The 22,378-nt window shown below is 52.3% G+C and carries 24 protein-coding genes; 13 read left to right on the top strand and 11 right to left on the bottom strand.

All coding sequences use genetic code 11. The features are described 5' to 3' along the window. Nucleotides 1-24 precede the first annotated feature (24 nt). Nucleotides 25-870, top strand: a complete 846-nt coding sequence (locus tag PsB1_RS02795) for a fumarylacetoacetate hydrolase family protein (RefSeq protein ID WP_284358911.1) — start codon at nt 25-27, stop codon at nt 868-870. On the opposite strand, the gene PsB1_RS02800 is transcribed toward PsB1_RS02795, so the two are convergent. Beyond that, on the bottom strand, nt 860-2,959 hold the full coding sequence (locus PsB1_RS02800) for a TonB-dependent receptor domain-containing protein (RefSeq protein ID WP_284358912.1): 2,100 nt from the start codon (nt 2,957-2,959) through the stop codon (nt 860-862). The genes PsB1_RS02795 and PsB1_RS02800 overlap by 11 nt on opposite strands. Before the next feature lie 76 nt (nt 2,960-3,035). Here PsB1_RS02800 and tsaE point away from each other — a divergent pair, with 76 nt between their 5' ends. From tsaE to PsB1_RS02820, 4 genes are read left to right on the top strand one after another with little or no spacing between them, the layout of a single operon-like run. Continuing rightward, on the top strand, nt 3,036-3,515 hold the full coding sequence (gene tsaE / locus PsB1_RS02805; protein WP_284358914.1) for a tRNA (adenosine(37)-N6)-threonylcarbamoyltransferase complex ATPase subunit type 1 TsaE: 480 nt from the start codon (nt 3,036-3,038) through the stop codon (nt 3,513-3,515). Then, a complete protein-coding gene (locus PsB1_RS02810) occupies nt 3,505-4,629 on the top strand; it encodes an aminoglycoside phosphotransferase family protein (protein WP_284358916.1) in 1,125 nt (374 codons plus the stop codon). The genes tsaE and PsB1_RS02810 overlap by 11 nt, the downstream gene beginning before the upstream one ends. Beyond that, nucleotides 4,629-5,366: a nucleotidyltransferase family protein gene (locus tag PsB1_RS02815; RefSeq protein WP_284358917.1), complete on the top strand. Its 738-nt coding sequence runs from the start codon at nt 4,629-4,631 to the stop codon at nt 5,364-5,366. The genes PsB1_RS02810 and PsB1_RS02815 overlap by 1 nt, the downstream gene beginning before the upstream one ends. Before the next feature lie 12 nt (nt 5,367-5,378). Then, a complete protein-coding gene (locus tag PsB1_RS02820) occupies nt 5,379-5,510 on the top strand; it encodes a hypothetical protein (RefSeq protein WP_284358918.1) in 132 nt (43 codons plus the stop codon). A gap of 102 nt (nt 5,511-5,612) precedes the next feature. On the opposite strand, the gene PsB1_RS02825 is transcribed toward PsB1_RS02820, so the two are convergent. Together PsB1_RS02825 and PsB1_RS02830 are read right to left on the bottom strand one after the other, a co-directional pair. Next, on the bottom strand, nt 5,613-6,731 hold the full coding sequence (locus tag PsB1_RS02825) for a serine hydrolase domain-containing protein (RefSeq protein WP_284358920.1): 1,119 nt from the start codon (nt 6,729-6,731) through the stop codon (nt 5,613-5,615). A 17-nt stretch (nt 6,732-6,748) separates the two neighbouring features. After that, nucleotides 6,749-7,582, bottom strand: a complete 834-nt coding sequence (locus tag PsB1_RS02830) for a bifunctional hydroxymethylpyrimidine kinase/phosphomethylpyrimidine kinase (protein WP_284358923.1) — start codon at nt 7,580-7,582, stop codon at nt 6,749-6,751. Nucleotides 7,583-7,652: 70 nt separating this feature from the next. Between PsB1_RS02830 and PsB1_RS02835 the strand changes: the two genes are divergently transcribed. Beyond that, nucleotides 7,653-8,549 (top strand): HpcH/HpaI aldolase/citrate lyase family protein, encoded by an 897-nt coding sequence (locus PsB1_RS02835; RefSeq protein WP_284358924.1) that lies wholly within the window; start codon nt 7,653-7,655, stop codon nt 8,547-8,549. Nucleotides 8,550-8,734: 185 nt separating this feature from the next. Here the strand turns inward: PsB1_RS02835 and PsB1_RS02840 are convergent, their stop codons facing one another. Together PsB1_RS02840 and PsB1_RS02845 are read right to left on the bottom strand one after the other, a co-directional pair. Further along, nucleotides 8,735-11,128, bottom strand: coding sequence for a TonB-dependent receptor (locus tag PsB1_RS02840; RefSeq protein ID WP_284358925.1), 2,394 nt, complete (start codon nt 11,126-11,128; stop codon nt 8,735-8,737). Between the two features lie 366 nt (nt 11,129-11,494). Then, nucleotides 11,495-12,070 carry a MarR family winged helix-turn-helix transcriptional regulator gene (locus tag PsB1_RS02845; protein WP_284358926.1) on the bottom strand — a complete coding sequence of 192 codons (576 nt, stop codon included), beginning with the start codon at nt 12,068-12,070 and terminating at the stop codon, nt 11,495-11,497. A 126-nt stretch (nt 12,071-12,196) separates the two neighbouring features. Between PsB1_RS02845 and PsB1_RS02850 the strand changes: the two genes are divergently transcribed. Further along, a complete protein-coding gene (locus PsB1_RS02850) occupies nt 12,197-12,769 on the top strand; it encodes an NUDIX hydrolase (RefSeq protein WP_284358927.1) in 573 nt (190 codons plus the stop codon). A 54-nt stretch (nt 12,770-12,823) separates the two neighbouring features. On the opposite strand, the gene PsB1_RS02855 is transcribed toward PsB1_RS02850, so the two are convergent. Further along, complete coding sequence (locus tag PsB1_RS02855) at nt 12,824-13,096, bottom strand: HU family DNA-binding protein (protein ID WP_284358928.1); 273 nt, start codon at nt 13,094-13,096, stop codon at nt 12,824-12,826. 185 nt (nt 13,097-13,281) lie between these two features. Further along, a complete protein-coding gene (locus tag PsB1_RS02860) occupies nt 13,282-14,334 on the bottom strand; it encodes a CobW family GTP-binding protein (RefSeq protein ID WP_284358929.1) in 1,053 nt (350 codons plus the stop codon). 289 nt (nt 14,335-14,623) lie between these two features. On the opposite strand from PsB1_RS02860, the gene PsB1_RS02865 reads away from it, so the two are divergent. Genes PsB1_RS02865 through PsB1_RS02875 form a run of 3 tightly spaced genes read left to right on the top strand, consistent with a single transcriptional unit; the run spans nt 14,624 to nt 17,173 of the window. After that, entirely contained in the window at nt 14,624-15,619 is a 996-nt protein-coding gene (locus tag PsB1_RS02865; RefSeq protein WP_320412713.1) for an ABC transporter substrate-binding protein, read from the top strand. Continuing rightward, nucleotides 15,619-16,407 (top strand): ABC transporter ATP-binding protein, encoded by a 789-nt coding sequence (locus PsB1_RS02870; RefSeq protein ID WP_284358931.1) that lies wholly within the window; start codon nt 15,619-15,621, stop codon nt 16,405-16,407. The genes PsB1_RS02865 and PsB1_RS02870 overlap by 1 nt, the downstream gene beginning before the upstream one ends. 19 nt (nt 16,408-16,426) lie before the next feature. After that, complete coding sequence (locus PsB1_RS02875; RefSeq protein ID WP_284358933.1) at nt 16,427-17,173, top strand: ABC transporter permease; 747 nt, start codon at nt 16,427-16,429, stop codon at nt 17,171-17,173. Nucleotides 17,174-17,377: 204 nt separating this feature from the next. On the opposite strand, the gene PsB1_RS02880 is transcribed toward PsB1_RS02875, so the two are convergent. After that, nucleotides 17,378-17,845, bottom strand: coding sequence for a YbgC/FadM family acyl-CoA thioesterase (locus PsB1_RS02880; RefSeq protein WP_284358934.1), 468 nt, complete (start codon nt 17,843-17,845; stop codon nt 17,378-17,380). A gap of 88 nt (nt 17,846-17,933) precedes the next feature. Then, nucleotides 17,934-18,152, bottom strand: a complete 219-nt coding sequence (gene rpsU, locus PsB1_RS02885; RefSeq protein ID WP_085340600.1) for a 30S ribosomal protein S21 — start codon at nt 18,150-18,152, stop codon at nt 17,934-17,936. A gap of 117 nt (nt 18,153-18,269) precedes the next feature. On the opposite strand from rpsU, the gene PsB1_RS02890 reads away from it, so the two are divergent. Next, nucleotides 18,270-19,016 carry a COQ9 family protein gene (locus PsB1_RS02890; protein WP_284358935.1) on the top strand — a complete coding sequence of 249 codons (747 nt, stop codon included), beginning with the start codon at nt 18,270-18,272 and terminating at the stop codon, nt 19,014-19,016. Here the strand turns inward: PsB1_RS02890 and PsB1_RS02895 are convergent. Further along, nucleotides 18,992-20,089, bottom strand: a complete 1,098-nt coding sequence (locus tag PsB1_RS02895) for a 5-(carboxyamino)imidazole ribonucleotide synthase (protein WP_284358937.1) — start codon at nt 20,087-20,089, stop codon at nt 18,992-18,994. The genes PsB1_RS02890 and PsB1_RS02895 overlap by 25 nt on opposite strands. After that, entirely contained in the window at nt 20,086-20,577 is a 492-nt protein-coding gene (gene purE / locus PsB1_RS02900) for a 5-(carboxyamino)imidazole ribonucleotide mutase (RefSeq protein ID WP_284358938.1), read from the bottom strand. Before purE ends, PsB1_RS02895 begins: the two co-directional genes overlap by 4 nt. Before the next feature lie 233 nt (nt 20,578-20,810). Here purE and PsB1_RS02905 point away from each other — a divergent pair, with 233 nt between their 5' ends. After that, nucleotides 20,811-21,581, top strand: a complete 771-nt coding sequence (locus PsB1_RS02905) for a GGDEF domain-containing protein (protein ID WP_284358939.1) — start codon at nt 20,811-20,813, stop codon at nt 21,579-21,581. Nucleotides 21,582-21,798: 217 nt separating this feature from the next. Beyond that, nucleotides 21,799-22,347, top strand: coding sequence for a TetR/AcrR family transcriptional regulator (locus PsB1_RS02910; RefSeq protein WP_284358940.1), 549 nt, complete (start codon nt 21,799-21,801; stop codon nt 22,345-22,347). Nucleotides 22,348-22,378 lie beyond the last annotated feature (31 nt).

A 22,378-nucleotide genomic window follows, 5' to 3' on the forward strand; every position in this document is an offset into this window, starting at 1 on the left:
GCGGCAGATTTGGATGGTCTTAGCGTGAAACTTGCCACTCTTGTATACAAAGGCAAATCCCATATCGCCCAAATTATTGGCGAAACGGCACATTTCATGGCATGCTCCGCAGATGAGTTGGGAGTGGTCTCGGCTGTGCGCGGCCCGGCCAGCGGACGCCAATGGATTACATCAATCCAGTTGAACGAAGCTCAGTTCCTTGCCCCTGTCCCAAAGCCACCCCGTATTTTTGGCATTGGCCTCAATTACGCAGACCATGCCGCCGAAACTGGGCGCGCGCCACCGGCCAGTCAAACCTGGTTCATGAAACAGATTACCGCCGTCAACGGGCCCTACGACGATGTCGAAAAGCCCATTGTGTCGGATATGCTGGATTTTGAAGTTGAATTGGTTGTCATCATTGGTGCAATCGCGCGTCATGTCCCGGTAGATCGAGCACGCGAAGTGATTGCGGGCTATTGTGTCGGCTGTGATTATTCGGTGCGCGACTGGCAAAAGGCCACACCCACCATGATCATGGGTAAAGGCTTTAACACCCATGCGCCATTTGGGCCTATGATGACCACACCAGATGAGATTGCGAATGTAGACGCGCTGCGCCTGCGCACTTATGTCAATGGTAGACTGATGCAGGACGGCTGTGTTGGCGATCTGATCTTTAAAATCCCAGATATGATCGCCCATTTGAGTACCGCCTTTACCTTATTGCCCGGAGACATCCTCTTTACTGGGACCCCGGCAGGGGTTGGTATTGCGCGCACGCCACCCGTTTATCTGAAAGCTGGCGACCTTGTACGCTGCGAAATTGATGGCCTTGGTGCTATCGAGCAAACCATCGTCAATGAGATCAAACGCACCATCATTGCGTAAGACTAATACCGATCCGCAAAAGACGGTTTTGGCTTTCGCTCAAAACCCCTGTACCCGATAGGGCAGTGGCAATACGGCTACCCCCGATGTTTTCGCCAATAACAAAGAGCTGCCGACCGGGCGCTAAGTCCAACTGCGCCCGCACATCAAAAGCATGATAGGCTTTGAGCTTACGCGTGTTGAGATCATCCTCAAATCGCGCCCCTTCTCCGCGCAAGGTGAACTCATACGAGGTTCGCGCCCCAATTGGAAGGCTGAGATCGATATAGACCGCCCAAGGGGCGGCTTGGGCGGGTCGCTTGCCGGTTAGTTGCGGCAAAAGAGCCGCGCCATCCACCGTCGCATCAGTCAATGAGACACTCACCCTTCCGCTCGGTTTTCGCCCAGATGCGTCAGAGGTCGTTTCAGCAACCCAAGTGAGCGAAGCTTCCATGCCTGTTGCGTCGATGCGGCCCACATTGCGCCGCTGGCGCAACGTGCCACCAGCCGGCAGAAAGCCAACTCTGTCAAAAACGCCGGGGCCAGATGCAAGGGTTACATTTGCCACCGGATCATAAAGGCGGTTGGCATACAGGGTTAAAAGTGCGCTCGTCTCAACGCCAAAACCACGAAACTGGCCCTTCAAATCGAGGTCCACGCCTTCGAGAATTTCAGGCTTTAAAGCAGGATCGGGTTCGGTGACATCATTACCGACGCGAAATGGGCGATGGAGCTCATTGAGGCTGGGCGGGCGGAAGCTACGATAAGCACTCAACTCGACTGTGCGTTGCCCAGCATAAGCAATCAAGCGGCCCGTTGGTACCAACCCTTGGACATCGCGTCCATTTTCACGCAAGGTGCTTTGCCCAGTTGTGCGATCAAATTCATAACGTCTGGCGCTGAAATTAGCCCAACGATCAAGGCGCACGACCATATCCAAGCCAGTCCCCTGATCCGCATCTGTGATCAGATCAGGCACTTCTAGGCTCCCGCCAAGCCAATTTTGGGAGCCCCCTGCAAGGCGGCTGCGCGTAAAGTCAGAACGCTGATAGCGAAACAATTCACTGGTTTGCCCCTGGCTATGACGCCAATCGAGTGTGAGCCGCGGGTGAAGGCCCTGCCACTGCGGTGCGAAGGCTAAAGAACCGCCCAAAGCCGAAGCTGGGGTTTCAAACTGATCCACGGCAGGATCTTGACTGGTCCGGTCGGCGCTAATCGCATTGGTTTGATTGGAGAAATCGCGCACTTGGCTGTAAATCTGCACACGGCCCTGCCCCCAAGCCCCCTCCCATCGGCGGGCGAGACTAAAATCAGCGCCAAGACTTTTGCTTTGAGCACCGATTGTGCCAGCCCCCTTTTCCTCAGAAAATCCTGAAACGCGATAAGCCCAGCTCCCCTGTGCATCAGGCACTTCGCTGACAATGGTTACTGTAGCTACTTCAAACCCCGCACCAATATCGACAGGGCCCCGGCTGGCAGGAATGACGGGTATAAAGCCATCCCTATGCTCATAGGAAATCATGCCGGTCAAAACGGCGGGTCCGGCTTGTGCACTCGCGCGCGCCGCTGCGGCGCGGCTGCCTGCGCCACCAGCCGTGAGGCGCAGCTTTGAAGGACCGCCGCGCGCCTCCACCAGGTCTAAGGTTCCAGTTAAGGCCAAAGCCCCAAAGCCAGCACCAGCGCCACCACGCAGGATATCGACGCGCTCTAAAAACAATGGGTCATAACGCGCCCAGACAATCCAACTGCCGAACGGATCATTTTGCGGCACCCCATCTAAACTAACCAAAGCCCGACCCGCGCCATTGGGCGCGATGGGGCGAAGTGATAGGCCTTGAATGGTGGCGTTGGCCGATCCACTTGGGGTGCGCCGAAACAGGCCCACGCTGGGCATAGCGCGCAGCGCTTCATCCAAACGCGACCCGCTTGCCTGCTCTAATTGGGTAGCTGTCAGGCTTTGACGCGCAACGCGACCCCCGATCAAACGCTCTGCACGCACAATAAGGGTCTCAATTGGTGCCTCTTGAACTAGGCCCGCTTCAGGTGCTTGGGGCGGGGGTGATTCACCCGTCGCGCATAAGAAAAGGGCTGTACACAAAAAAATTATCATCGGCTCATTCAGGTTTAGCTGATTTCAACAGTGCGTGGTTTTGACGCTGGAGCCAACCTCTTTTATCGATGCGGCCATGCTAGCGAACCTGCAATCCATTTCCCTCCCAACAGAAGCTGAAACCCAAGCTTTGGGTGCGCGCTTGGCATCTCTAGTGCAACCGGGGGACTTTATTGCCCTTCGCGGGCCATTGGGGGCGGGAAAAACGACGTTAGCCCGGGGGCTGATTTGTGCGTTCATGGGTGAGGAAATCGAGGTGCCAAGTCCGACCTTTACCTTGGTGCAGCGCTATGAGGCGGGTTTGATCTCATCCCATAACGGCCAGGATTTAATGCATTTTGACCTCTATCGCTTGGAAGACCCAGACGACATTTGGGAATTAGGGTGGGAGGAAATTGGCGCCAGCATCGCCTTGGTTGAGTGGCCACAAAAAGCCGGTCCACACCTGCCCGCCGATCACCTTGACATTGAGATCAAATTTGAAGGCAATCACCGCATCGCGTGTTTTTCTGCCCCTGCCACCTCCGTTTGGAAAGAACGCTTGCATGACTTCTGACCCTCAAGCGCGCTTGGCTCCGACCTTTGAGGCGGCCATTGAACTTGTCATCCGCGAGGCGGGCTTTGGTGGCGCAACGCGTCAATCCTTTGACCAAGATGCATCGACGCGCAGTTATGAGCGTCTAAGCCTTGACCGCAAAACCGCAATTTTGATGCGCGCACCTCCGGGCAATGAGGATCCGCCCTGCCCGCCTTTGGCTAATGAAGCCGAACGAAAAGCATTGGGCTGGAACGCTTTATCGCGGTTGGCAGCGTCGCGGGTAGAAGCATTTGTGGCCGTGGGCCAGCATTTGCGCGCGCATGGGTTTTCTGCACCCGCGACCTTAGCAGTCAATGCCCCCTTAGGTTTGGCGGTGCTGGAGGATTTAGGCGATGACCTTTATGCCAACGTCATCGCGGCAAAGCCCGAAGTCGAAGTAAAGCTCTATCGCTGTGCTGGGGAAGCTTTGGCGGCTTTGCATCAAATCACCATCCCAGAAGAGCTAGCTTCCCCAATGGGGGTTTGGCCGATTTTGGCGTTTGACCAGATTGCATTGCGCGAAAATGCTGATCTATTTCTCAACTGGACCCCACATTTTTTGGGTCGCGCGCCGTTTAGCGCCAGCGAGACAGCCCAATGGGCCAGTATACGCGATGCGCTAATTGGGGAGATTTTGACCCATCCGCGTGCCTTTACTTTGCGCGATTTTCATGCGGAGAATTTGGTGTGGCTGCCAGAACGGCACGGCATTGCGCGTGTCGGCCTCTTGGATTTTCAAGATGCGGTGAAAGGCTTTCGGGCTTGGGATTTTTCCATGTTGCTGCACGATGCCCGCCGCGATGTCAGCGCGGATGCCCATGAAGCTGCTGTTCGTGCTTATCTGGATGCCATTGGGGCGAGCCGCGATGATTTTGACGAAGAGCTGGCGATCCAAGGCGCGATTAATGCACTACGCATTTTGGGCATATTCTCTCGCTTGATTGGTCGCGATGGCAAACAGCGCTATCGGCAATTCATGCCCCGCGAAGCGCGCCACTTGGAGACTGTGCTAAGCCATCCCCGCTTATCCGATCTTAAGCAATGGATTGAGCTAAATGCCCCCCTACAAAACTTTTTGGCGGTAACGGGCTAATGGCAGACATACCCAGCCATGCAATGGTATTTGCGGCGGGCCTTGGCACCCGCATGCGGCCCTTGACCTTGGACAGGCCCAAGGCATTGGTGGAAGTCGATGGCCGCACTCTGATCGATCACATGCTGGACCGTTTGGGGGAAGCGGGTGTGGGCTATGCCGTCGTTAATGCGTTTCACTTTGCCGATAAACTAGTCAGCCATTTGGCGAACCGAGCAGGTAAATCGCCCACAATCATCATCTCACGCGAAGACGCCTTGCCTGAGCCTTTGGAGACCGAAGGCGGTCTCATTCATGCCATGGCGCATCTTCCAGAAGGGCCGATCCTGACTTGTAATGCAGACGCGATCTGGCTGGATGATCATGCGATTCAACGTTTGGCCGATGCCTATGATCCGGCCCGAATGGACGGCTTGTTATTGCTGGCGCGGCTTGATCAGTCGCAGGGCTTTGATGGCCCGGGCGACTTTTTTATAGATCAAGATGGGCGTCTAACACCACGGGGAAGCGCCCCATCAGCACCCTATGCCTATGCCGGTGTGCAGATTACAAATGCGGCCCTGTTTCGAGACAAGCCCGCCACCAAACGATCTTTAGCGCGGACTTGGTTTGACGATTGGTGCCCCAAAGGGCGCCTGTTTGGCTTGGTGCTCGATGGGCCTTGGCTGCATATTGGCGACCCCCAAGCGCGCTTGGGGGCTGAACAGGCTTTGCGCGAACATCGTGGCCTTGGCTAAAGGCGGCCCAATTTGTCGAAGCGTTCTGGCATCCCGACTTTGAAGCCAATCCCGAAATTCTGGGACGCGCATTTGGTACCCATTCTGGCCCAGAACCGCTTATCGATGATCACCGGACGATTTTTGCGTCAAAATCGCCCATGAACACTCAACTGAGGCCCTTGGGTTAGGTAAGGCCTGTACCAAAGCCTTCCTAGACAAAAGAATAATATAGTAGCCCCAACAAATGTGTATCGCCCTTCACCACTAAAGACAGCGGTAAAGCGCCTCGATCAAACGAGCAGCGCGCTCATCGCCCATCAAAGCGGGGGATTGTTTGTTCATAACATAAGCGGCAGATAGCCGCTTGTCTGGGTCGCCAAAACCACCTGACCCGCCCCAGCCGGAGTGACACAAAGTGGTGGGGTTAGGTCCATAGCGCAAATTATTATTGCGCATCACACCGCTCGCCCATTCGATTTCATAGGGCACAACAAGATCTTGACCCCGAATACGCGCCTTGGTGAATTCGGCCATGGTCGCAGGTGACACAATCTGGTGGCCGCAAATCTTCCCGTCATTGGCAAACACGCCGTATAAAGTCGCGACTGAGCGCGCAGTACCATGGCCATTGGCGGCAGGGATTTCCGCTAGGCGCCAATCGGCTCCACCGCGAGTCGGTGAAGCCCACGGCGTTAAAAAAGCCACTCTGCGGGGGTTAGTGATCTGTCCGAGGTTTGGCATCGCTTTTGGGCGGCTCATGTCCGCGCAGCGCGCATGATGTTGGAGCGGCAGACCAATCCAAAAATCAATGTTGAGGGGATCACACACATCCTTGCGCAATTGAGTGCCGAGGCTTGTACCATGCGCACGCTGCGCAAGTTCACCTGCAATATAGCCATAGGTCAATGGATGATAGCCGCTTGCGGTCGTGGGCGGCCACAAGGGGACGAGCTGTGCTAACGCCACGGCCAACGCGTGTGGGTCAAGCCAAAGGTCTGGATCAATCGGGTCAGGGAAACCCGGAACGCCTGCTTGATGCGATAAAGCCTGCGCGATCGAAACGTCTTTTCCATGAACACTAAATTCAGGCCAAAGCTTTCCAATCGGATCATCGAACTGCAGGAGGCCTTGATCATGCAGGCGCGCAATCACGAGAGCGGCGATGGGCTTGGTGGTGGAGTAAACTGGAACCAATGTCTCTTGGGTCCAAGCTTGGGTTTTGGCGCGGTCGCGATAGCCACCCACCAAATCGACCACAATCTCGCCTTCTAAGATCGCACAAAACCCGGCACCAAGCTCAAGGTCCTCCTTAAAATTAGCACGAAATGCGTCTAAAACAGGCTCAAAGCCCGTGGCGACATAAGAATGTATAAGATCGATCATCGCTCCTTGTGACCCTTTTAAAGGAGCTTGGTCAAGGCCAAAGGTGGGACCCGCCACGCTTCATAAGCGCTGGCGACAAGAGGTAATTCTGGAGCTTGCCATTCTTGCGCGCGGCCAAGGACATAAGCCACACCCGCTAATGCGTACGCCATCGCCTGTGGTGCAGTCTTTCCATCGATCCGATGGGCCAGCATCATGGAAGCGAGTAGATCGCCCGTCCCTTTCGGCGGGTGAGTTATTTTCCCATGTAGAGCCAACCAAGCTTTATCCCCTTCGACCAACAGGCCACCAATGCCCGCTTGCGTCTCAACCGAGGAAATCAAGCAGGACCGACCCATTCCCATCCCGGCTTTGGCGATCTCAATGGGGTCGCTCGCTTGTTGGTTGGTGAGATAGGATAATTCCCACAAATTCGGGCTGAGGAGGTCAGCGCGCGGGATCAGCTCGCCGATCAAAGCATCAGCCGTTTCTTGGCGCACATAAAGCCCAGCTGGTGCATCGCCTAATACCGGATCGACAAAAACAATCGCCTTTGGATTAGCGGCTTTAATCGCATCAATCGCGCGTGCGGCAATTTGAACCTGATCGGCACTTGCAAAATAATTGGTGAGAACTCCGTCCACCAGCCCAAACAGGCCATTGGCCTTAATGCCTTCGAGCATACCTTCAAAAAGGGCCGGATCAACCGGTCCACCCCCGGGCGGCCCCCAGCCAGGGTGGCGGCCAAACAAGGTGGTGGGAACATGCACGGGATCGATCTTCATCGGCGACAGGCCAATGGCCAGATTGGCGATTGTTCCGCCCACCCGACTTCCCGCAACATGCGACCCAAGAATCAACACCAAAGGCATGTTTATCTCTTTACGGCCCCTATGGCCTTGTGGCTAGAAGGTGACACCCACTTGACGTTAAAGGCCTTCCATGACCCTGATCACTGCCCGCCCGCGCCGCAGCATCCTCTATATGCCTGGAACCAATGCCAAAGCGCTTGAACGCGCCAAGACCCTGCCCACCGATGGCGTGATTTTGGACCTTGAAGACGCCGTTGCCCCAGAAGCCAAAGAAGAGGCGCGCGTCGCTGTTGCCCGAATGGTAAAGGCAGGTGGCTATGGTAATCGCGAAGTCATCATTCGGGTTAATGCGCTGAACTCGCCTTGGGGCCCTGCGGATTTGGAAGCGGCAATTGAAGCTGGCCCAGACGCGATTTTGTTTCCCAAACTATCCACCTCCCTAGAGGTAATTGCCGCCCATGAGGCGATGGAGGCTTTGGGCGCGCGTCCCTCGATGAACCTCTGGGCCATGATTGAGACCCCGCGCGCGATCTTGGAAATCGCGTCTATTGCGTCTGCCAGCACGGATACACGCTTATCAACTTTTGTGATGGGCACCAATGATCTGGCCAAAGAAACCCGTGCGCGGCTAACGCCAGATCGAACCGCCTTTCATTATGCGCTGTCTGCCAGTGTGACGGCAGCACGGCTTTACGGTCTGACGATTATCGACGGCGTCTATAATGATATCTCAAACGTGGAAGGATTTGCGGAAATGTGCTGGCAAGGCCTTAATTTTGGCTTTGACGGCAAGACCCTCATCCATCCAAGCCAGCTTGAAACCTGCAACACTATTTTTGCGCCGAGCGCGGAAGAAGTTGCCCATGCGCGCGCCGTCATCGCAGCCTTTGCGGACCCCGCCAATGCCGGTAAGGGGGTATTGAAAGTCGATGGTAAAATGACCGAATTACTCCACCTCGAAATGGCGCAGCGCACTTTTGCTATTGCAGAAGCCATCCACACGCGGGCGCTAGATGGTGAATCGTGAGATAGGTGGATCGGTCGAGTGCGTTAGTAGAGCTGTATTAAGGACAAAGATGACATGACCCAACTTAATGCGGCTAAGTTTGGGTACCTACCTAGCGTGCATGCGCTAAGCTGAGACAAGATGCACTTTGGATGAAGTCTGGATAGACTTTGGGCCGTGCCGACCCCAAAGCTTGAAGGTAAAGCTTAAAAATCCGCCGAGAGGGTGACAAACACCATGCGCGATGGGATCGGGAAGCCCTGATAGCCGCCCGAATTGCCAGTCACAACCGCCGTCGAAATCCCTTTCACATTGCCCAGGTTAGAGACATTAGCGCTGATCTTGGCAACCTTGGCCCAGTTAGGCTTGACCGCCTCTAGGTTCCAACTGGCCTGTAGACCGATTAGGAAATTGGACTTAACCGATAAGTCGTTCAGATAGGTTACATAGCGCCGCCCGACATAGTCTCCGGTCAGCTGGCCTTCAAATGCGCCATAGCGGACACTTAGCACCGTCTTGTTCATCCATTTCGGCGATAGGGGCACAGACTTGCCGCCCGTGGCCACTGTGACAGGCTCAACCACGCCATTGACCACCCTTGTGCCGCTCAAATAGTCCTGCGCATATTGGGCATCAGTAAAGGAGATCGCATTATAAAGTCGGTAATGAGGGCCAAAATCCAACGTTGCAGCAATATCAACCCCATCGGTTTTTACATCACCGACATTGGCCAGGATAGCTGGGGCCGGGTTGATGAAGTTAAAGGGCGCAATGTTCAAAAGCCTGTTCTGGAAATCGACATGGAAGGCATTGATTTGGCCCTCAATAGCAGTGATTGGGCCAAGATCAAGATCGCGGCGGGTGCGCAGACCGACCTCGTAAGTCCAGGAAGTTTCTGGCTTGACCGTATCTTTGAACAAATCAAAAGCCGCCTGTGTTCCGAGGCTCCAAGGCGTAAAGCCGTAAAAGCCGCTGCCAGCACCATAGGTCAGGAATTGGCGCAGGTTTTTTTGAGCATTCACAAAGACCTGCTCTTGATCGGTTAGATCCCAAACCAAACCGGCTTGGGGTAAGATCCATTCACCAGACTGCAAACGTCCGCTTGGAAAATGCACGGGCACGGTGGCGGTGGGCAGATTGACCTGATTGACCGGGAACTTGCCGTTGGCCCATTGCTGGCTCGACTTAAAGCCGTATTGCAAAAGAAGCTTGGGCTGAATCTGCCACTGGTCCTGGGCATGCAGCTGGATAATATTCACAAAATGCTCGGCGTGATATTGGGTGAGAGCCTTCGGGCCCGATGGCACATCATAAGGTGACAGATTATTATTGGCCGCCGTCATGGGATACCAGACCCGGTGTTGGGCTGGCTCATTATGCTCAATCCAGACCCCAGCATCGATCTTGTGATCGCCAATTTCCCAATTCAGGGTCGAAAGGCCGCCGCTGCGATTAATCCGGTATTCCGTGGTCCGCACCGCATAACCGGAACCGCCAAATAGGGCTGAAATGTTTTGCAAGGTCTGGGCTGAGGTCGCACCGCCAACCACGAGGTTTGGATAATAGGCGGCAAATAGGCCGGGCAGGCCCGCCGTATTGATCGGGCCCGCCACAATGCCGCGTCCATAATTATAATGATAATAGACCTGATTGCTCCAGGTTAGCTTCGGTGCCAGATCGAACTCATATTTGACATAGGTCAGCAGGTCTTCGCGCTGGGCAGCGCTGAAACAATTGGAGAAATTATTGCCCTGATAGGCCGGCGGCGTGCCATTGGTCAGATTGTTCTTACAGGCGGTCAGGTCGGGATAGATGAATTTGCGCGTATAAGGAAAATAGGTTGAGCTGGCAGTCTGGGCAGTGCCATAGGCGGTTGCGTCCTCATTCGGCTCGACCTTTTTCTGGGCATTGAAATAGGCCGTTAGCCTGCCCTGACCGGCATCATGGACATATTTCACATTGATCTGATCTGCCTTTTGGTGGCCGTCAAAATCCCAAGCCCTGGCATCATGGTGCAGATAAGATACAAAGGCACTGCCTCCGCCGTCGGACCGGCCCGTATCAAACCGCAAAAACGTCCGGGTCGCCTCATAGCTGCCTAGGGTCTGGTTGACCGTAAAGATGCGATTGGCGGCAGGTGCCCGGGAAAAAGTCTCAATCGCGCCACCCAGATTGCTGGTCGAGGGCACGCCAAGGGCTGCTGCGCCAGAGAACAGATTGACCCGAGCAACGTTTTCACTGGTCAAGGCGCGCGAGGGGCTAAGTCCGTTATAATTGCCATATTGCTGGTCGCCGAGGGGTACCCCATCCATGGCATAGCCCAATTGCTGGGTCGAAAACCCATGCACAAACAGGGACATGTTCTGCTCATTATTGCCCCAGGGATCGGCGGTGACAAAAAGCACGCCTGGTAGGGTCTGGATGGCTTTGAGTGGGTTAACGCCTGGAATAATTTTTTGGATCTCAACCGCCTGAATCGAAATGGCTGACCGCGTTGAGATTTGGGCCGTAACCACCACCTTGTCGGCATCTTTATCTTGGAAGGTCTTAGGTTCGGTAGCATCCGCAAAGGCAGCGCCTGCCATTAGGTTTAAAGCCATAGCAGATACCAATGATTGCCCCCGTAGCAAAATCATATGCCCCATCATAATCCCCTAAACGATACGCCGCAGCGACGTTGGAGCTGGGGTTAGATTGGAAGTTTGTCATGCGCATTGCATATCAGTGACAGATTATTGATATGAACACGGCTAGATTTTGCCCAAGCTTTCATCAAGTTGCGCAATGGCTTAAGTTCTGTTCAACCAGCTTGAGACCCCATTCCCCATCACCTCTATTTGGCCCAAGCCTTGTATTAGCTGCAGAGGCTAGAAGTCGCATAACAAGGATATCGCACGCGCAAATTAGGCTTAGCATGCGTGCGCGTGCGGCCCTATGCAGACCAAGGGCATGGATCAAACGCTAATCTATTTGGAGCGTTTGTCTTTTTTCTTCTTTTTCTTTTTGTCTTTTTTCTTTTTGTCAGCCTTAGCTGGAGCAACAAGTGTCTGATCGGGTAGGGCTAAGCGTTTGAGTAAATCGACAAATAAGGCACGCTTGCTTGAAGGCAGCCGGGCGAGTACACCGGCATCATTATCGGCAAGTTTAGGAAGCGCGGCTTCAAAGACAGTTCGTCCAAGCTCGGTCAAGGATACAGCATTAGCCCGGCTATCACTTTGGGATCTCACCCGCGTGGCAAGACCTTTGGTGACCATACGTGCAACCATTTCGGCTAAAGTCGATCGATCAATGCCCGTTTTGGCAACCAGATCGCTCTGAGAAACCCCATCTTGGTGCGCTAATACCGCCAAGACGGCCAATTGCCTTTGCGTTAGGCCTTGGGCACCCAAGGCGGCAATATGGAGTTCTGCTGCAAATTGCTGGGCCCTGTGTAACAAATGGCTGGGCGACTCATTGGGATTATAACTGATCAATGAGCCAATGGCTTGCTCTTCAAGTTTTGCTGGTTTGGTCTTTGGTGTGCCCTGATTTAAGTCACTCATTCTGATACCTACCTTCATGCACATTTCATAAGGGTCAATTAACCATCCATATTTTTCTACACTTGATTTTTATATGCTTTGCGACACAGATAAATGCATTGATATCCTGCAACGAAGAGCACATTTATGCCAGCTATGCCAGCTATGCCAGCCAAATTTTCATTACAACGGCCAATAGGTGATGACCATTTGCGTCAGGTTTGCGACACTTGCGGGTTCATTTACTATCAAAATCCAAAAATTGTCGTTGGCGTGGTTGTTGGCGATGCATGCGGTCGCGTCCTCTTGTGTCGGCGGGCGATTGAGCCTCGTCTCGGTTTTTGGACGGTTCCAGCGGGCTTTATGGAAGAAGGTGAAACAACCAGCCAAGGGGCGTTACGCGAAGTTTGGGAAGAAGCTAGGGCAAAGGTTCACATCGACGCTTTATTGGGCATTTATGAGGTTCCACGCATCAGTCAGGTCCATTTCATGTATCGGGGCGTGCTGATTGGCGATGAGTTTGGCGCTGGCCCTGAAAGCTTGGAAGCGGCTTGGTTTGACTATGAGACAATCCCTTGGGATGACCTTGCATTCCCGACAGGCTATTGGGCACTCAAAGATTGGGCCAAGGTGCGTGGGCAAGAGCTTTTTTTGCCCTTCTCAAATCCGCTAGGCAGTGAGGCGATCACCCATGCCAATTCTAAAACGTTAAATCCCTGAACGCGTCAGGCTTAGTCAGGTCAAGCGCGTTCAGGGTCACTAAGAGGTCACAAGTTAGTTCAAGGCGTCTTTTAATGCTTTAGAAGCTTGAAATTTTGCCACTTTTGCGGCTTTGATTTGAACTGTAGCACCTGTTGAGGGGTTGCGGCCCTGACGGGCTTCACGGTAGGTGACTTTGAATTTGCCTAGCGGGGCCAAAGTCACTTCCTCACCCGATTTCAAGGTTTTCACTATGGCAGCTGTCAAAGCATCGATAGCTGTGTTTGCTTTATCTTTGGTGATTTCTGCGGCATTGGCGACTGCGTCGATTAAATCTTTTTTACTCATTGTCATTTCCTTAATCTCTGGCCACCTTGATTGTCCAATCCAAAGTGGCTTGCCGCATGCCTTGAAGCGCCAAGGCATGCATAGGGCAGCAATGGCATTTCGCGATCAAAGGTCAAGGGTGGAGATATGCCTGATCGGTGCAAATCTGCTGATAAATCGCCTCTTCAGCTGCCAATTGTGTAATCTTATGCGACGCAAGCCCTAAATCCAGCCTCAATTTCTGCGCGAACCGTCGGTTCATGCAAGTTGCGACCGATCAAAACGAATCGGCTTTCACGCGGTTCATGGGGGGCAAAAGCCCTTTGATACCCCCCTTCCAACATCATATGCACCCCATGAATGATATAGCGCCTTGGATCATCTTGCATGTTTAGAACTCCTTTAAGGCGCAAGATATCAAGGCCACGTCTGTCCACGAGGTCAGAGATCCATGCATCAAACAAAGCTTCAGACAAAGGTTGTTTTACCCGCAACCCAATCGTGGCAATTCCGGCATAATGGGGTGTATCATGATGGGAGAGGTCGTGCTTGTGTTGATGGCCATGATTATGGTCAGGAGCTTGGCCCAGATCGAACTTTACCCCTTCTAAGAAATTCGCATCGAGTTCTAATGCGCGATCTAACGAAAAGGCACCAAGATTGAATAGCCTTTCAGGATCAATTTTAGAACGTGATGTGATCATAATTTTAGCCCCAGGATTGATCTGGCGGATAACCCCTTTGGCGGTCTCAAGCTGAATGGGGCTCGCGACATCAGCTTTGTTGAGAAGGATGACATCGCCAAAGGCGATCTGCTCGACCGCTTCACGGCTCATTTGTACCTGCTTGACAATATGGACTGCGTCCACGACGCTAATAACTGCATCTAAATAGGCGCGATTGCTAATCTCATCATCTGCAAAAAAAGTCTGTGCGACAGGGGCAGGATCAGCCAGTCCAGTGGTCTCAATCAAGATGGCGTCAAAAACATGACCTCGCCTAAACAAGGCCCCCATCATTCGGATCAAATCACCACGCACATAACAACAGACACACCCGTTGTTTAGCTCAAAAATCTCTTCATCCACATCGACAACCAAATCATGATCAATGCCGATTTCGCCGAATTCATTCACGATAACCGCAAATTTTTTGCTAATCGGTGCACTTAAAATATGATTGAGCAAAGTGGTCTTACCAGCCCCCAAATAGCCTGTCAGGACCGTTACTGGGATTTTGGGCATCAACTGGGTCTGCATGTTTGTTTCCTGCACAGCTTAGTGCGTCATGCGTAAGGTTACGATGGGGTTGTTTGATTATATTGTCGTAAAATAAAGGTCCATAGCAAGGACATTTTGCTCTTGGCACAACCAAAACGCATCTGGCTTTGTCAAAGTGATGGAGTGAGTTGCACAGTAAAATCTTTTACCTGTAATATTCAATTGCAGGAGAAAATCATTTGCCCGAGAAAATCATTTGCCTGTGCATATATTTCCACCACAATGTAAGGCCACACAAATTAGCTGAAAAGCGAACAGGAGATTGGGGTTGATTTCTCGTCGATCTATTGTGGGGGCTGGTTTGGTTGCGCCCATGGCCTTGGCCGGATGTGGGCCGCAAGAATCACAATCCGCTGGGGGGAAGACACAAATCCGCTTTGCGACTGATTGGCGCGCACAGGCCGAACAAGGTGGTTTTTATCAGGCCTTGGCGCGGGGCTTTTATGCCGATAAGGGCTTGGATGTCACGTTGATCCAAGGTGGGCCGAGCGTTAATATACCCCAGCTTTTAGCTGCCAATGCCATTGAAATGGGCCTTGGCTCTAACGCCCCAATCGTGCTGAGTATGGTTCAAGCAGGCGCGAAAGCACGCGCAGTAATGGCTTCCTTCCAAAAAGACCCCCAAGTATTGATCACCCATCCACGCGCAGACATCAAATCACTGGCTGATATGAAGGGCAAGCCAATCATGCTGGCCGATGCATCCATCACCGCCTTTTGGCCGTGGTTGAAAGCCAAATATGGATTTAGTGATGCCCAAGTCCGCAAATATACATTTAACTCAGCCCCATTTCTTGCCGACCCCAACGCCATCCAACAAGGCTATATCACCAGCGAACCCTATACGCTCAAGAAGCAAGGCAAGATCGATCCGCAGGTCTTTTTGTTGGCTGATGCGGGCTATCCTGGTTATGCGGCCATGACTTTGGTGAGCGAGAGATTTATCGCGCGCGATGGCGGAGCTGTGCGTGACTTTGTCGAAGCCACGATAGCAGGCTGGCAAGACTACCTCCATTTTGATCCAGCCCCCGGTGATGGGTTAATTATCACAGCCAATCCAGACATGACACATGACCTATTGGCCCAAGCACGAGATAAATTATTGGCTTATGGCATTGTAGAAACTCCCGCCGGTGAAATTGGGACAATGACTTTAAAGCGCTGGCGGGAATTTTTTTCGATGATGGCTGCGGCGGGTATCTACCCAAAAGATATGAATTGGGAATCTGGGATTGACCTATCATTTCTGCCCAAAGCCACTTGATGTCATATACCTCAATCCCACCTAAACCGATCCTTATATCAGCCAATCAAGCTTCTGTTTCCTATGGGAATTTACTGGCCCTTGGGCCGATAGACTTAGCCGTTAAGGCCGGGGAATGTGTGGTATTATTAGGGCCCTCAGGCTGCGGTAAAAGTACGTTATTGTCGGCATTGGCAGGCTTACAGCCTTTGGCCAGTGGATCGGTAACCTTTGATGGACATGATTATGCAGCGCCCAAGAACACCCCTAACCGTGCCATCCCGGGATTTGTGTTTCAAGAACCAAACTTAATGAATTGGGCGCGCGCGTTGGATAATGTCGCCCTGCCCTTGGCACTGGCTGGGGTTGAAAAGGCAGAGCAGCGTGCCCGCGCACAAGCTGCCCTGACGCGGGTTGGACTTTTGGCTTATGCCAATGCGTTTCCGCGAACCTTGTCGGGAGGCATGCGGATGCGGGTCGCTTTGGCCCGTGCCTTGGTCAATGATCCCAAAGCTTTACTCTTGGATGAGCCTTTTGCCGCTATTGATGAATTGGGGCGCCGGGTACTCGACGACTTGGTATTGCAGGCGAAAAATGATCAAAATATCGCCATTTTGTTTGTCACCCACTCGGTTGATGAGGCGGTTTATTTAGCAGACCGCATTTTGGTCTTAAGCCCAAGGCCCGGTCGGATCGTGACGGAAATCACTGTACCCTCTTATGCACGTGGTCCAGAGTTTTTGACTTCCACTGCGTATGCCAAAGTTGCAGCACAAGCTCGCCGGGCGCTGGTGCCTGCACTGGTTTAAACCTGAAAGAAGCATAAAGATGAGCAAGATCGACTTCGCCCCTTTGATTGCTGGGATCTACATTTTGGCTCTTTGGGAAGGTCTGACGCGGATTTCTGGCCTACCCCATGTGATCCTACCACCACCCAGCGCTATTGGAATGGCTTTGATCGATCGAAGTATTGTGTTGCTGCCCGCAGCTGGCATAACCTTGGGTTTAGCGCTGTTAGCGCTCGTGATCTCCATCAGTCTTGGCACCGCGATAGCTTTACTCTTCGCGCGATTTCCAGTGTTGGAGCGTGGGCTTGCTCCCTATAGCTTGGTGCTGCAAGCAACACCAATTGTTGCGATTGCCCCCTTGGTGATCATCTGGACTGGCATAGAAAACCCGCGTCGCGCAATTTTAATTCTTGCGATTATTGTGGCCGTATTCCCAGTTCTGACGGCTGCACTTGCGGGGCTTAAGGCTGTGGACCCGGGTTTAGACCGCTTGTTCACCTTACACCGGGCTACCAGCAGCCAACGGTTTTTGCGGCTGGAATTACCAACAGCGGCGCCATTTTTGCTGGCAGGGGCCAAAACTGCAGCAGGACTATCGCTGGTTGGGGTTGTGGTGGCGGAATTTGTGGCAGGTACAGGCGCTACGGGAGGCCTTGCTTGGCGTTTGGTTGAAGCGGGTAACCGGCTTGAGACAGCCACCATGTTTGCAGCCCTATTCTTATTGGCTCTAATGGGCCTGTCACTGCACGCCCTTCTCAGTTTTGTTGAAAACAAGCTGCGAAATTGACATCCAGAGCTTGCGCCTGCCACATCTCACCTTAAAGAAGAGTGGAGTGGCACTTTCAGCCAAGAAAATGATGCTACAAGAATTGGGTTGTGGATTTGCTGCCTCATGGTTCAAAAGCACGCTTTTCATGATGTAGGCCAGCCTGTCGCATCAAGTATATAGGTTGAACAATTGGGGCAGATGACCTACCAAACCAGAACTATCCTATGTGGCTTGATGAAGGAGATAAGGTCTCAGTTTGGTGACTAATTCTGGTATTGGTCGCCTAGGCCGTCCTTGCAAGTCTATGGTAACTGCTTCAACCATTGCTGTCGCGATGACCTCTAACCCAATAGTGTGGCCGTTTCGGACAATGGTTTGAGAGATAAGAAGGCGAGCGCCGTTGATGTGGTTGTATTGGGTTTGTACAAGCAAGCTATCATCAATTTTCGCTCTGCGCTTGAAGGCGATATCCATGCCAGTGATGGCAAAGGCCAAAGGTGGGTCGCGTTCTAATAAATGGGTGTGCTCTATGCCGGCAAGGCGCAAAAAATCAGACCGTCCGCGCTCAAAATACCGCAGATAATTGGCATGATAGACAATGCCAGACATGTCGGTGTCCTCATAATAAATCCGCACCGGTAATAAATGAGTTCGCCCTTCAAAGCGGCCGCTGGTGGCACAGTCCTGCACGTTCAAACCCCCAAATACTTGCCCCTAAAACACAAAAGCCGCCCTTGGCAAACCAAGCGGCGGCTTCAACTATAGTGTGCATGGACACTCAGCGCTTGAGAACCAAGCCTTCGCGCTGCGCACGCTTGCGCTGCAACTTGCGCATCCGGCGCACGGCTTCAGCATCTTCGCGCGCACGTTTTTCAGAAGGCTTTTCAAAATGATTGCGACGCTTCATCTCGCGGAAGGTACCTTCACGCTGCATCTTCTTTTTAAGTGCTTTCAACGCCTGATCGACGTTGTTATCGCGCACAAGGATCTGAACCAGGGACGCCCCCTATGATTGCTCGAACGACCTTACATTGTTAAGAATGCACGGCCTAGAAAAGGTGAGGCGCGCTAATACCTAAAACCTATGCCTTTGTCCACCTCACGGTGACGGTTCATGTCAGTAAGCAAAACAAAGGTGGACCTATGCCTAGGCTTGACTTATCTTGTCGGCATGATCAGTTCCACCTCACCAAATGACACTTGTTGTCTCAATGACCCCGTCCAGGCCTTCAAGGAGCGCTATTTAGATGCCGCTTTGGAAGAAGCCGCGTTTTCAGGCTGGTTTGGGGGTGGATTAGAGCGGGCGCGGGTGGAAGCTGGCTTGAGTGTAGGCGAAGCGATGCTGGCGGCACCACGTGGTGCCATTGATCTGATTGACGCTTGGTTTTACCGCGCTGAGCGGACCATGGTGCGCGCATTGGCTGGGTGTGAGCCTGCAACCAAAATCCGCACTAAAGCGACGCTGGCAGTTCGCGTGCGATTAGAGGCTTTATTACCTCACAAAGAAAGCTTGCGCCGTGCCGTGCTTTATCTGGCTGCACCCAATCATATTCCTCACGGGCTAAGAATGGCGTGGCGGGCGGCCGATCTTGCTTGGATGGCGATAGGTGATACTTCCACAGATTTCAACTATTATTCCAAGCGCACAATTCTATCGGGCATTCATGTGGCGACTTTGGCTTATTGCCTCCAAGACGATAGCGATGATCACGAAAAGTCTTGGGCATTTTTAAATCGGCGCATCAGTCATGTTATGGAGTTTGAAAGGGCCAAAGCGAAAATCAATCAGTCCCTTAACAAACTTCCAGACCCTTTGGGTCTTCTGATACGCTTGCGCTATGGCCCTTCGCCAAAACCATAAAGCTCAGTGATATGGCCCATTTTTCGCCCTTCGCGAACTTGGCGTTTGCCATATAGGTGTAAATAACCATTCTCTTTTTGTGATAGTTGCGGCCATGCATCAACATCATATCCAATCAGATTAGTCATGATCACTTGGGCACTGAGACGCTGTGTTGTGGCTAAAGGCCAATGTGCAATTGCGCGAATATGTTGTTGAAATTGACTGGCCGCACAGCCGTCTTGGGTCCAATGGCCAGAATTATGGACCCTTGGCGCGATTTCGTTCACGATCAGCCCGCCATCAGCCAAGACAAAAAACTCAACTGCCAATACTCCAATATGGTCCAAAGCATGGCTGATTTGGGTTGCGGCAGCAACGGCCGCTGTCTCAACCGAAGTAGATATGCGCGCAGGCACACTCGATGTGCGCAATATCCCATCTTGATGAACATTCTCGGTAACATCAAAATGTGCAAGACGACCGTCGCCACCGCGTGCGACAATCACCGATACTTCACGTTCAAACGGTACAATACCCTCAAGCACGCATGCTTGCCCCTTTAACTTAAACCATGCCGCAGCACTATCCTCTAGAGTACACAGCCTGACTTGGCCTTTGCCATCATAGCCAAGGGTTCGAACCTTTAAAATGGCAGGGGTGCCAATCTGTGCCACCGCATGGTTCAGGCCGTCGAGATGATCAACCGCCGCAAATGGCGCGGTTTTCAAACCCAAGCTGTGCAAGAACTGCTTTTCGAATAAGCGGTCTTGGGTCAGTTGCAAAGATCTCAGTCCCGGGCGGATCGGTTTTTTTTCGGCCAAAAATGCCAAGGCAGCGGCAGGCACATTTTCAAACTCAAAGGTGATCACATCGACGCTTTGCGCAAATGCAGCCAAGCTTTCCCAATCATCCCAAGCTGCCTGGAAACAGCGCGCACCAACCCGACCAGCTGGACAATCCTGCTCTGGCTCATAGACGACACAATCAAATCCCAACTCAGCGGCAGAAAGCGCTAATAGACGGCCCAATTGACCGCCGCCTAAAATACCGATCCTAGAACCAGGTTTGAGTTGCAGCAAAGGATCGGTCATCCGCGCGGATCGTCCTGCACGCGATCGGTCTGTTCTTGACGCCAAGCAGTCAAGCGCCCAGCTAACCCTTCATCACTCAAAGCTAAGATAGCCGCAGCCAAAAGCGCCGCATTGGCGGCTCCGGCGGGACCGATTGCCAAAGTCCCTACAGGAATACCCTTTGGCATCTGTACGATCGACAACAGACTATCTTGTCCTGAAAGGGATGATGTACGCACCGGCACGCCCAGCACAGGCAAGGTCGTCATGGCCGCAACCATACCAGGCAGATGAGCTGCCCCGCCCGCACCTGCAATAATGACTTTCAAACCGCGCCCCTTTGCCTCTTTTGCATAGGCGGCCATGCGATCGGGGGTACGATGGGCTGAAATCACACGGGCCTCATAGGCAACCGCCAAACAATCTAAAATCTGAGCGGCCTCTGCCATGGTTTCCCAATCAGACCTAGAGCCCATGATTAAGCCAATAAGGGGATTTGATGTTGTCATGTCCTTGCACCACACCGATTGGCTCTGACCTGTGGGATGGACTGATCATCCTAAGCCATTGGGAAAGCCCGAGCTTCTAATCAAAATGGACCACAAAGGAAAGACCTTAGGGTCCAATACTGGCATCCAATGCTTCATAGAATCAAAAAAATCTTTTAGAAATTTAGCAAGTCATCTATGTTTTTTGGGATTGGTTTGTTTACCGGTATAAAGTACAGATTAGCGCTTGAGCATTGGTTCAAAGCGAAGAAATCGGGGTTAGCGCTGTGGGTCTCGCACAACAACATTCAAGCCAAGAAGTGCCCGCATCTGCGGTCACGCGTTCTTCCAAAACCGATTTAGATACCGTCAGTGCCTCTGCCCAATACTCAGATTCTATCAGTCAACACCCTGCTTTGGCGATGACAGCAGCAGAATTAACCCCCGCAGTCCGTCGTGCTCTCAAACATCTCGCAGATGAGGTTTCAAGTCTTAAAGCCGAGCGTGCCCGTTTGGCAGATCGTCTACGGCGGGCGGAGGAATTAGCCGATCGGGATACGTTGGTTCCGGTGTATAATCGGCGTGCCTTTGTGCGTGAATTAGACCGTATCATCAGTTTCGCCGCACGCTATGAGGTTCAAGCCAGCTTGGTCTATTTTGACCTTAATGGCTTTAAACAGATTAATGATCGTTTTGGGCATCCTGCTGGCGATGCTATCTTACAGGCTGTTGGCAAAGCTTTGCTCGATAATGTGCGCGACAGTGATTTGGTTGGCCGCGTAGGCGGGGATGAGTTTGCGGTTATCTTGGCACAATCAAGCCCAGAGGATGCGGTACGTAAAGGAACCCAATTAGCCGATGCTATTTCCAAGACCCAGATTGATTATTTGGGTCATCGGCTCACCATTAGTGCGGCCTTTGGCGCTTATTGCCTTGAAGCAGACGATACCGGGGAACGTGCCTTATCACGGGCTGATGAAGCCATGTATGCCGATAAGGGTGGCCACAAAATCCAAAGTCTCTAACACAATGCACGTTTGGTACCTGATTTGGGATTGAATGACCAAAAGACGATTTCAGATTTCAAACTCACACGCATGATTGGCCAATATGTGCGTTGTTCTTGTGCAGGATCGATTTTGAATACTATGTTGAGATGGTAAGGTTAAGTTAACATCGTATTTATATCATCTATACAATTGGTAACGACTGAAGCCTAAGTGATTCGTGCCGTCTGGGGACATGAAATTGAGTGATACCAAACAAAATATAATGGCTGCGGCGAGATTGTTGGCTCAAACGCGTGGTTACAACGGTTTTAGCTTTCAAGATATTGCAGAAGCCGTTGGGATTAGAACAGCCAGCGTTCACCATCATTACCCAACCAAAGCGGCTTTATGCTTGCTGATGATGCAACAATACAGCAGCAGCTTTTTCGAGCGTCTGTATTCAGGAACAGATGATTCGCGAAAGGGGATGCTATCGCATTTTATTGCCCAGTATCGTGCATGCTTGGCAGATAACCGGGTATGCCTTGGGGTAATGTTTGCATCCGACATTGCCGATCTTAGTCCTGAGATTGCCGATGAAGTTCACAAGTTTTTAAAGGCCAATCAAGCTTGGCTGGTGCGCGCTTTCCGTAGCAGTGGCTCGCAACTCAGTGCGGCCCAAGCCCATTTATTCTTCTCATCCGTGCAAGGTGCAATGTTAACGGCTTGGGCAATCCAAGACCATGGTATCTTTGAAGAAGCAACCAACGCTGCCTTGATGATGTTTCAGCGACCGCTTTAACTGCGTTACTCAATCTAGAAAGGTGCATAGC

Source organism: Candidatus Phycosocius spiralis (assembly GCF_030158815.1).
In the GTDB taxonomy this organism is placed as follows: domain Bacteria; phylum Pseudomonadota; class Alphaproteobacteria; order Caulobacterales; family Aquidulcibacteraceae; genus Aquidulcibacter; species Aquidulcibacter spiralis.

Excerpts from the sequence above, each read along its gene's own strand:
- PsB1_RS02910 (WP_284358940.1), top strand. The coding sequence starts at position 21,799 with ATGAAATTGAGTGATACCAAACAAAATATAATGGCTGCGGCGAGATTG.
- PsB1_RS02825 (WP_284358920.1), bottom strand. The coding sequence starts at position 6,731 with ATGATCGATCTTATACATTCTTATGTCGCCACGGGCTTTGAGCCTGTT.
- PsB1_RS02860 (WP_284358929.1), bottom strand. The coding sequence starts at position 14,334 with ATGCAGACCCAGTTGATGCCCAAAATCCCAGTAACGGTCCTGACAGGC.
- PsB1_RS02800 (WP_284358912.1), bottom strand. The coding sequence starts at position 2,959 with ATGATAATTTTTTTGTGTACAGCCCTTTTCTTATGCGCGACGGGTGAA.
- PsB1_RS02895 (WP_284358937.1), bottom strand. The coding sequence starts at position 20,089 with ATGACCGATCCTTTGCTGCAACTCAAACCTGGTTCTAGGATCGGTATT.
- PsB1_RS02875 (WP_284358933.1), top strand. The coding sequence starts at position 16,427 with ATGAGCAAGATCGACTTCGCCCCTTTGATTGCTGGGATCTACATTTTG.
- PsB1_RS02840 (WP_284358925.1), bottom strand. The coding sequence starts at position 11,128 with ATGGCTTTAAACCTAATGGCAGGCGCTGCCTTTGCGGATGCTACCGAA.
- PsB1_RS02835 (WP_284358924.1), top strand. The coding sequence starts at position 7,653 with ATGACCCTGATCACTGCCCGCCCGCGCCGCAGCATCCTCTATATGCCT.
- PsB1_RS02890 (WP_284358935.1), top strand. The coding sequence starts at position 18,270 with ATGTCAGTAAGCAAAACAAAGGTGGACCTATGCCTAGGCTTGACTTAT.
- PsB1_RS02850 (WP_284358927.1), top strand. The coding sequence starts at position 12,197 with ATGCCAGCTATGCCAGCTATGCCAGCCAAATTTTCATTACAACGGCCA.
- PsB1_RS02845 (WP_284358926.1), bottom strand. The coding sequence starts at position 12,070 with ATGAGTGACTTAAATCAGGGCACACCAAAGACCAAACCAGCAAAACTT.
- PsB1_RS02870 (WP_284358931.1), top strand. The coding sequence starts at position 15,619 with ATGTCATATACCTCAATCCCACCTAAACCGATCCTTATATCAGCCAAT.
- PsB1_RS02815 (WP_284358917.1), top strand. The coding sequence starts at position 4,629 with ATGGCAGACATACCCAGCCATGCAATGGTATTTGCGGCGGGCCTTGGC.
- tsaE (WP_284358914.1), top strand. The coding sequence starts at position 3,036 with ATGCTAGCGAACCTGCAATCCATTTCCCTCCCAACAGAAGCTGAAACC.
- PsB1_RS02855 (WP_284358928.1), bottom strand. The coding sequence starts at position 13,096 with ATGAGTAAAAAAGATTTAATCGACGCAGTCGCCAATGCCGCAGAAATC.
- purE (WP_284358938.1), bottom strand. The coding sequence starts at position 20,577 with ATGACAACATCAAATCCCCTTATTGGCTTAATCATGGGCTCTAGGTCT.
- PsB1_RS02830 (WP_284358923.1), bottom strand. The coding sequence starts at position 7,582 with ATGCCTTTGGTGTTGATTCTTGGGTCGCATGTTGCGGGAAGTCGGGTG.
- PsB1_RS02810 (WP_284358916.1), top strand. The coding sequence starts at position 3,505 with ATGACTTCTGACCCTCAAGCGCGCTTGGCTCCGACCTTTGAGGCGGCC.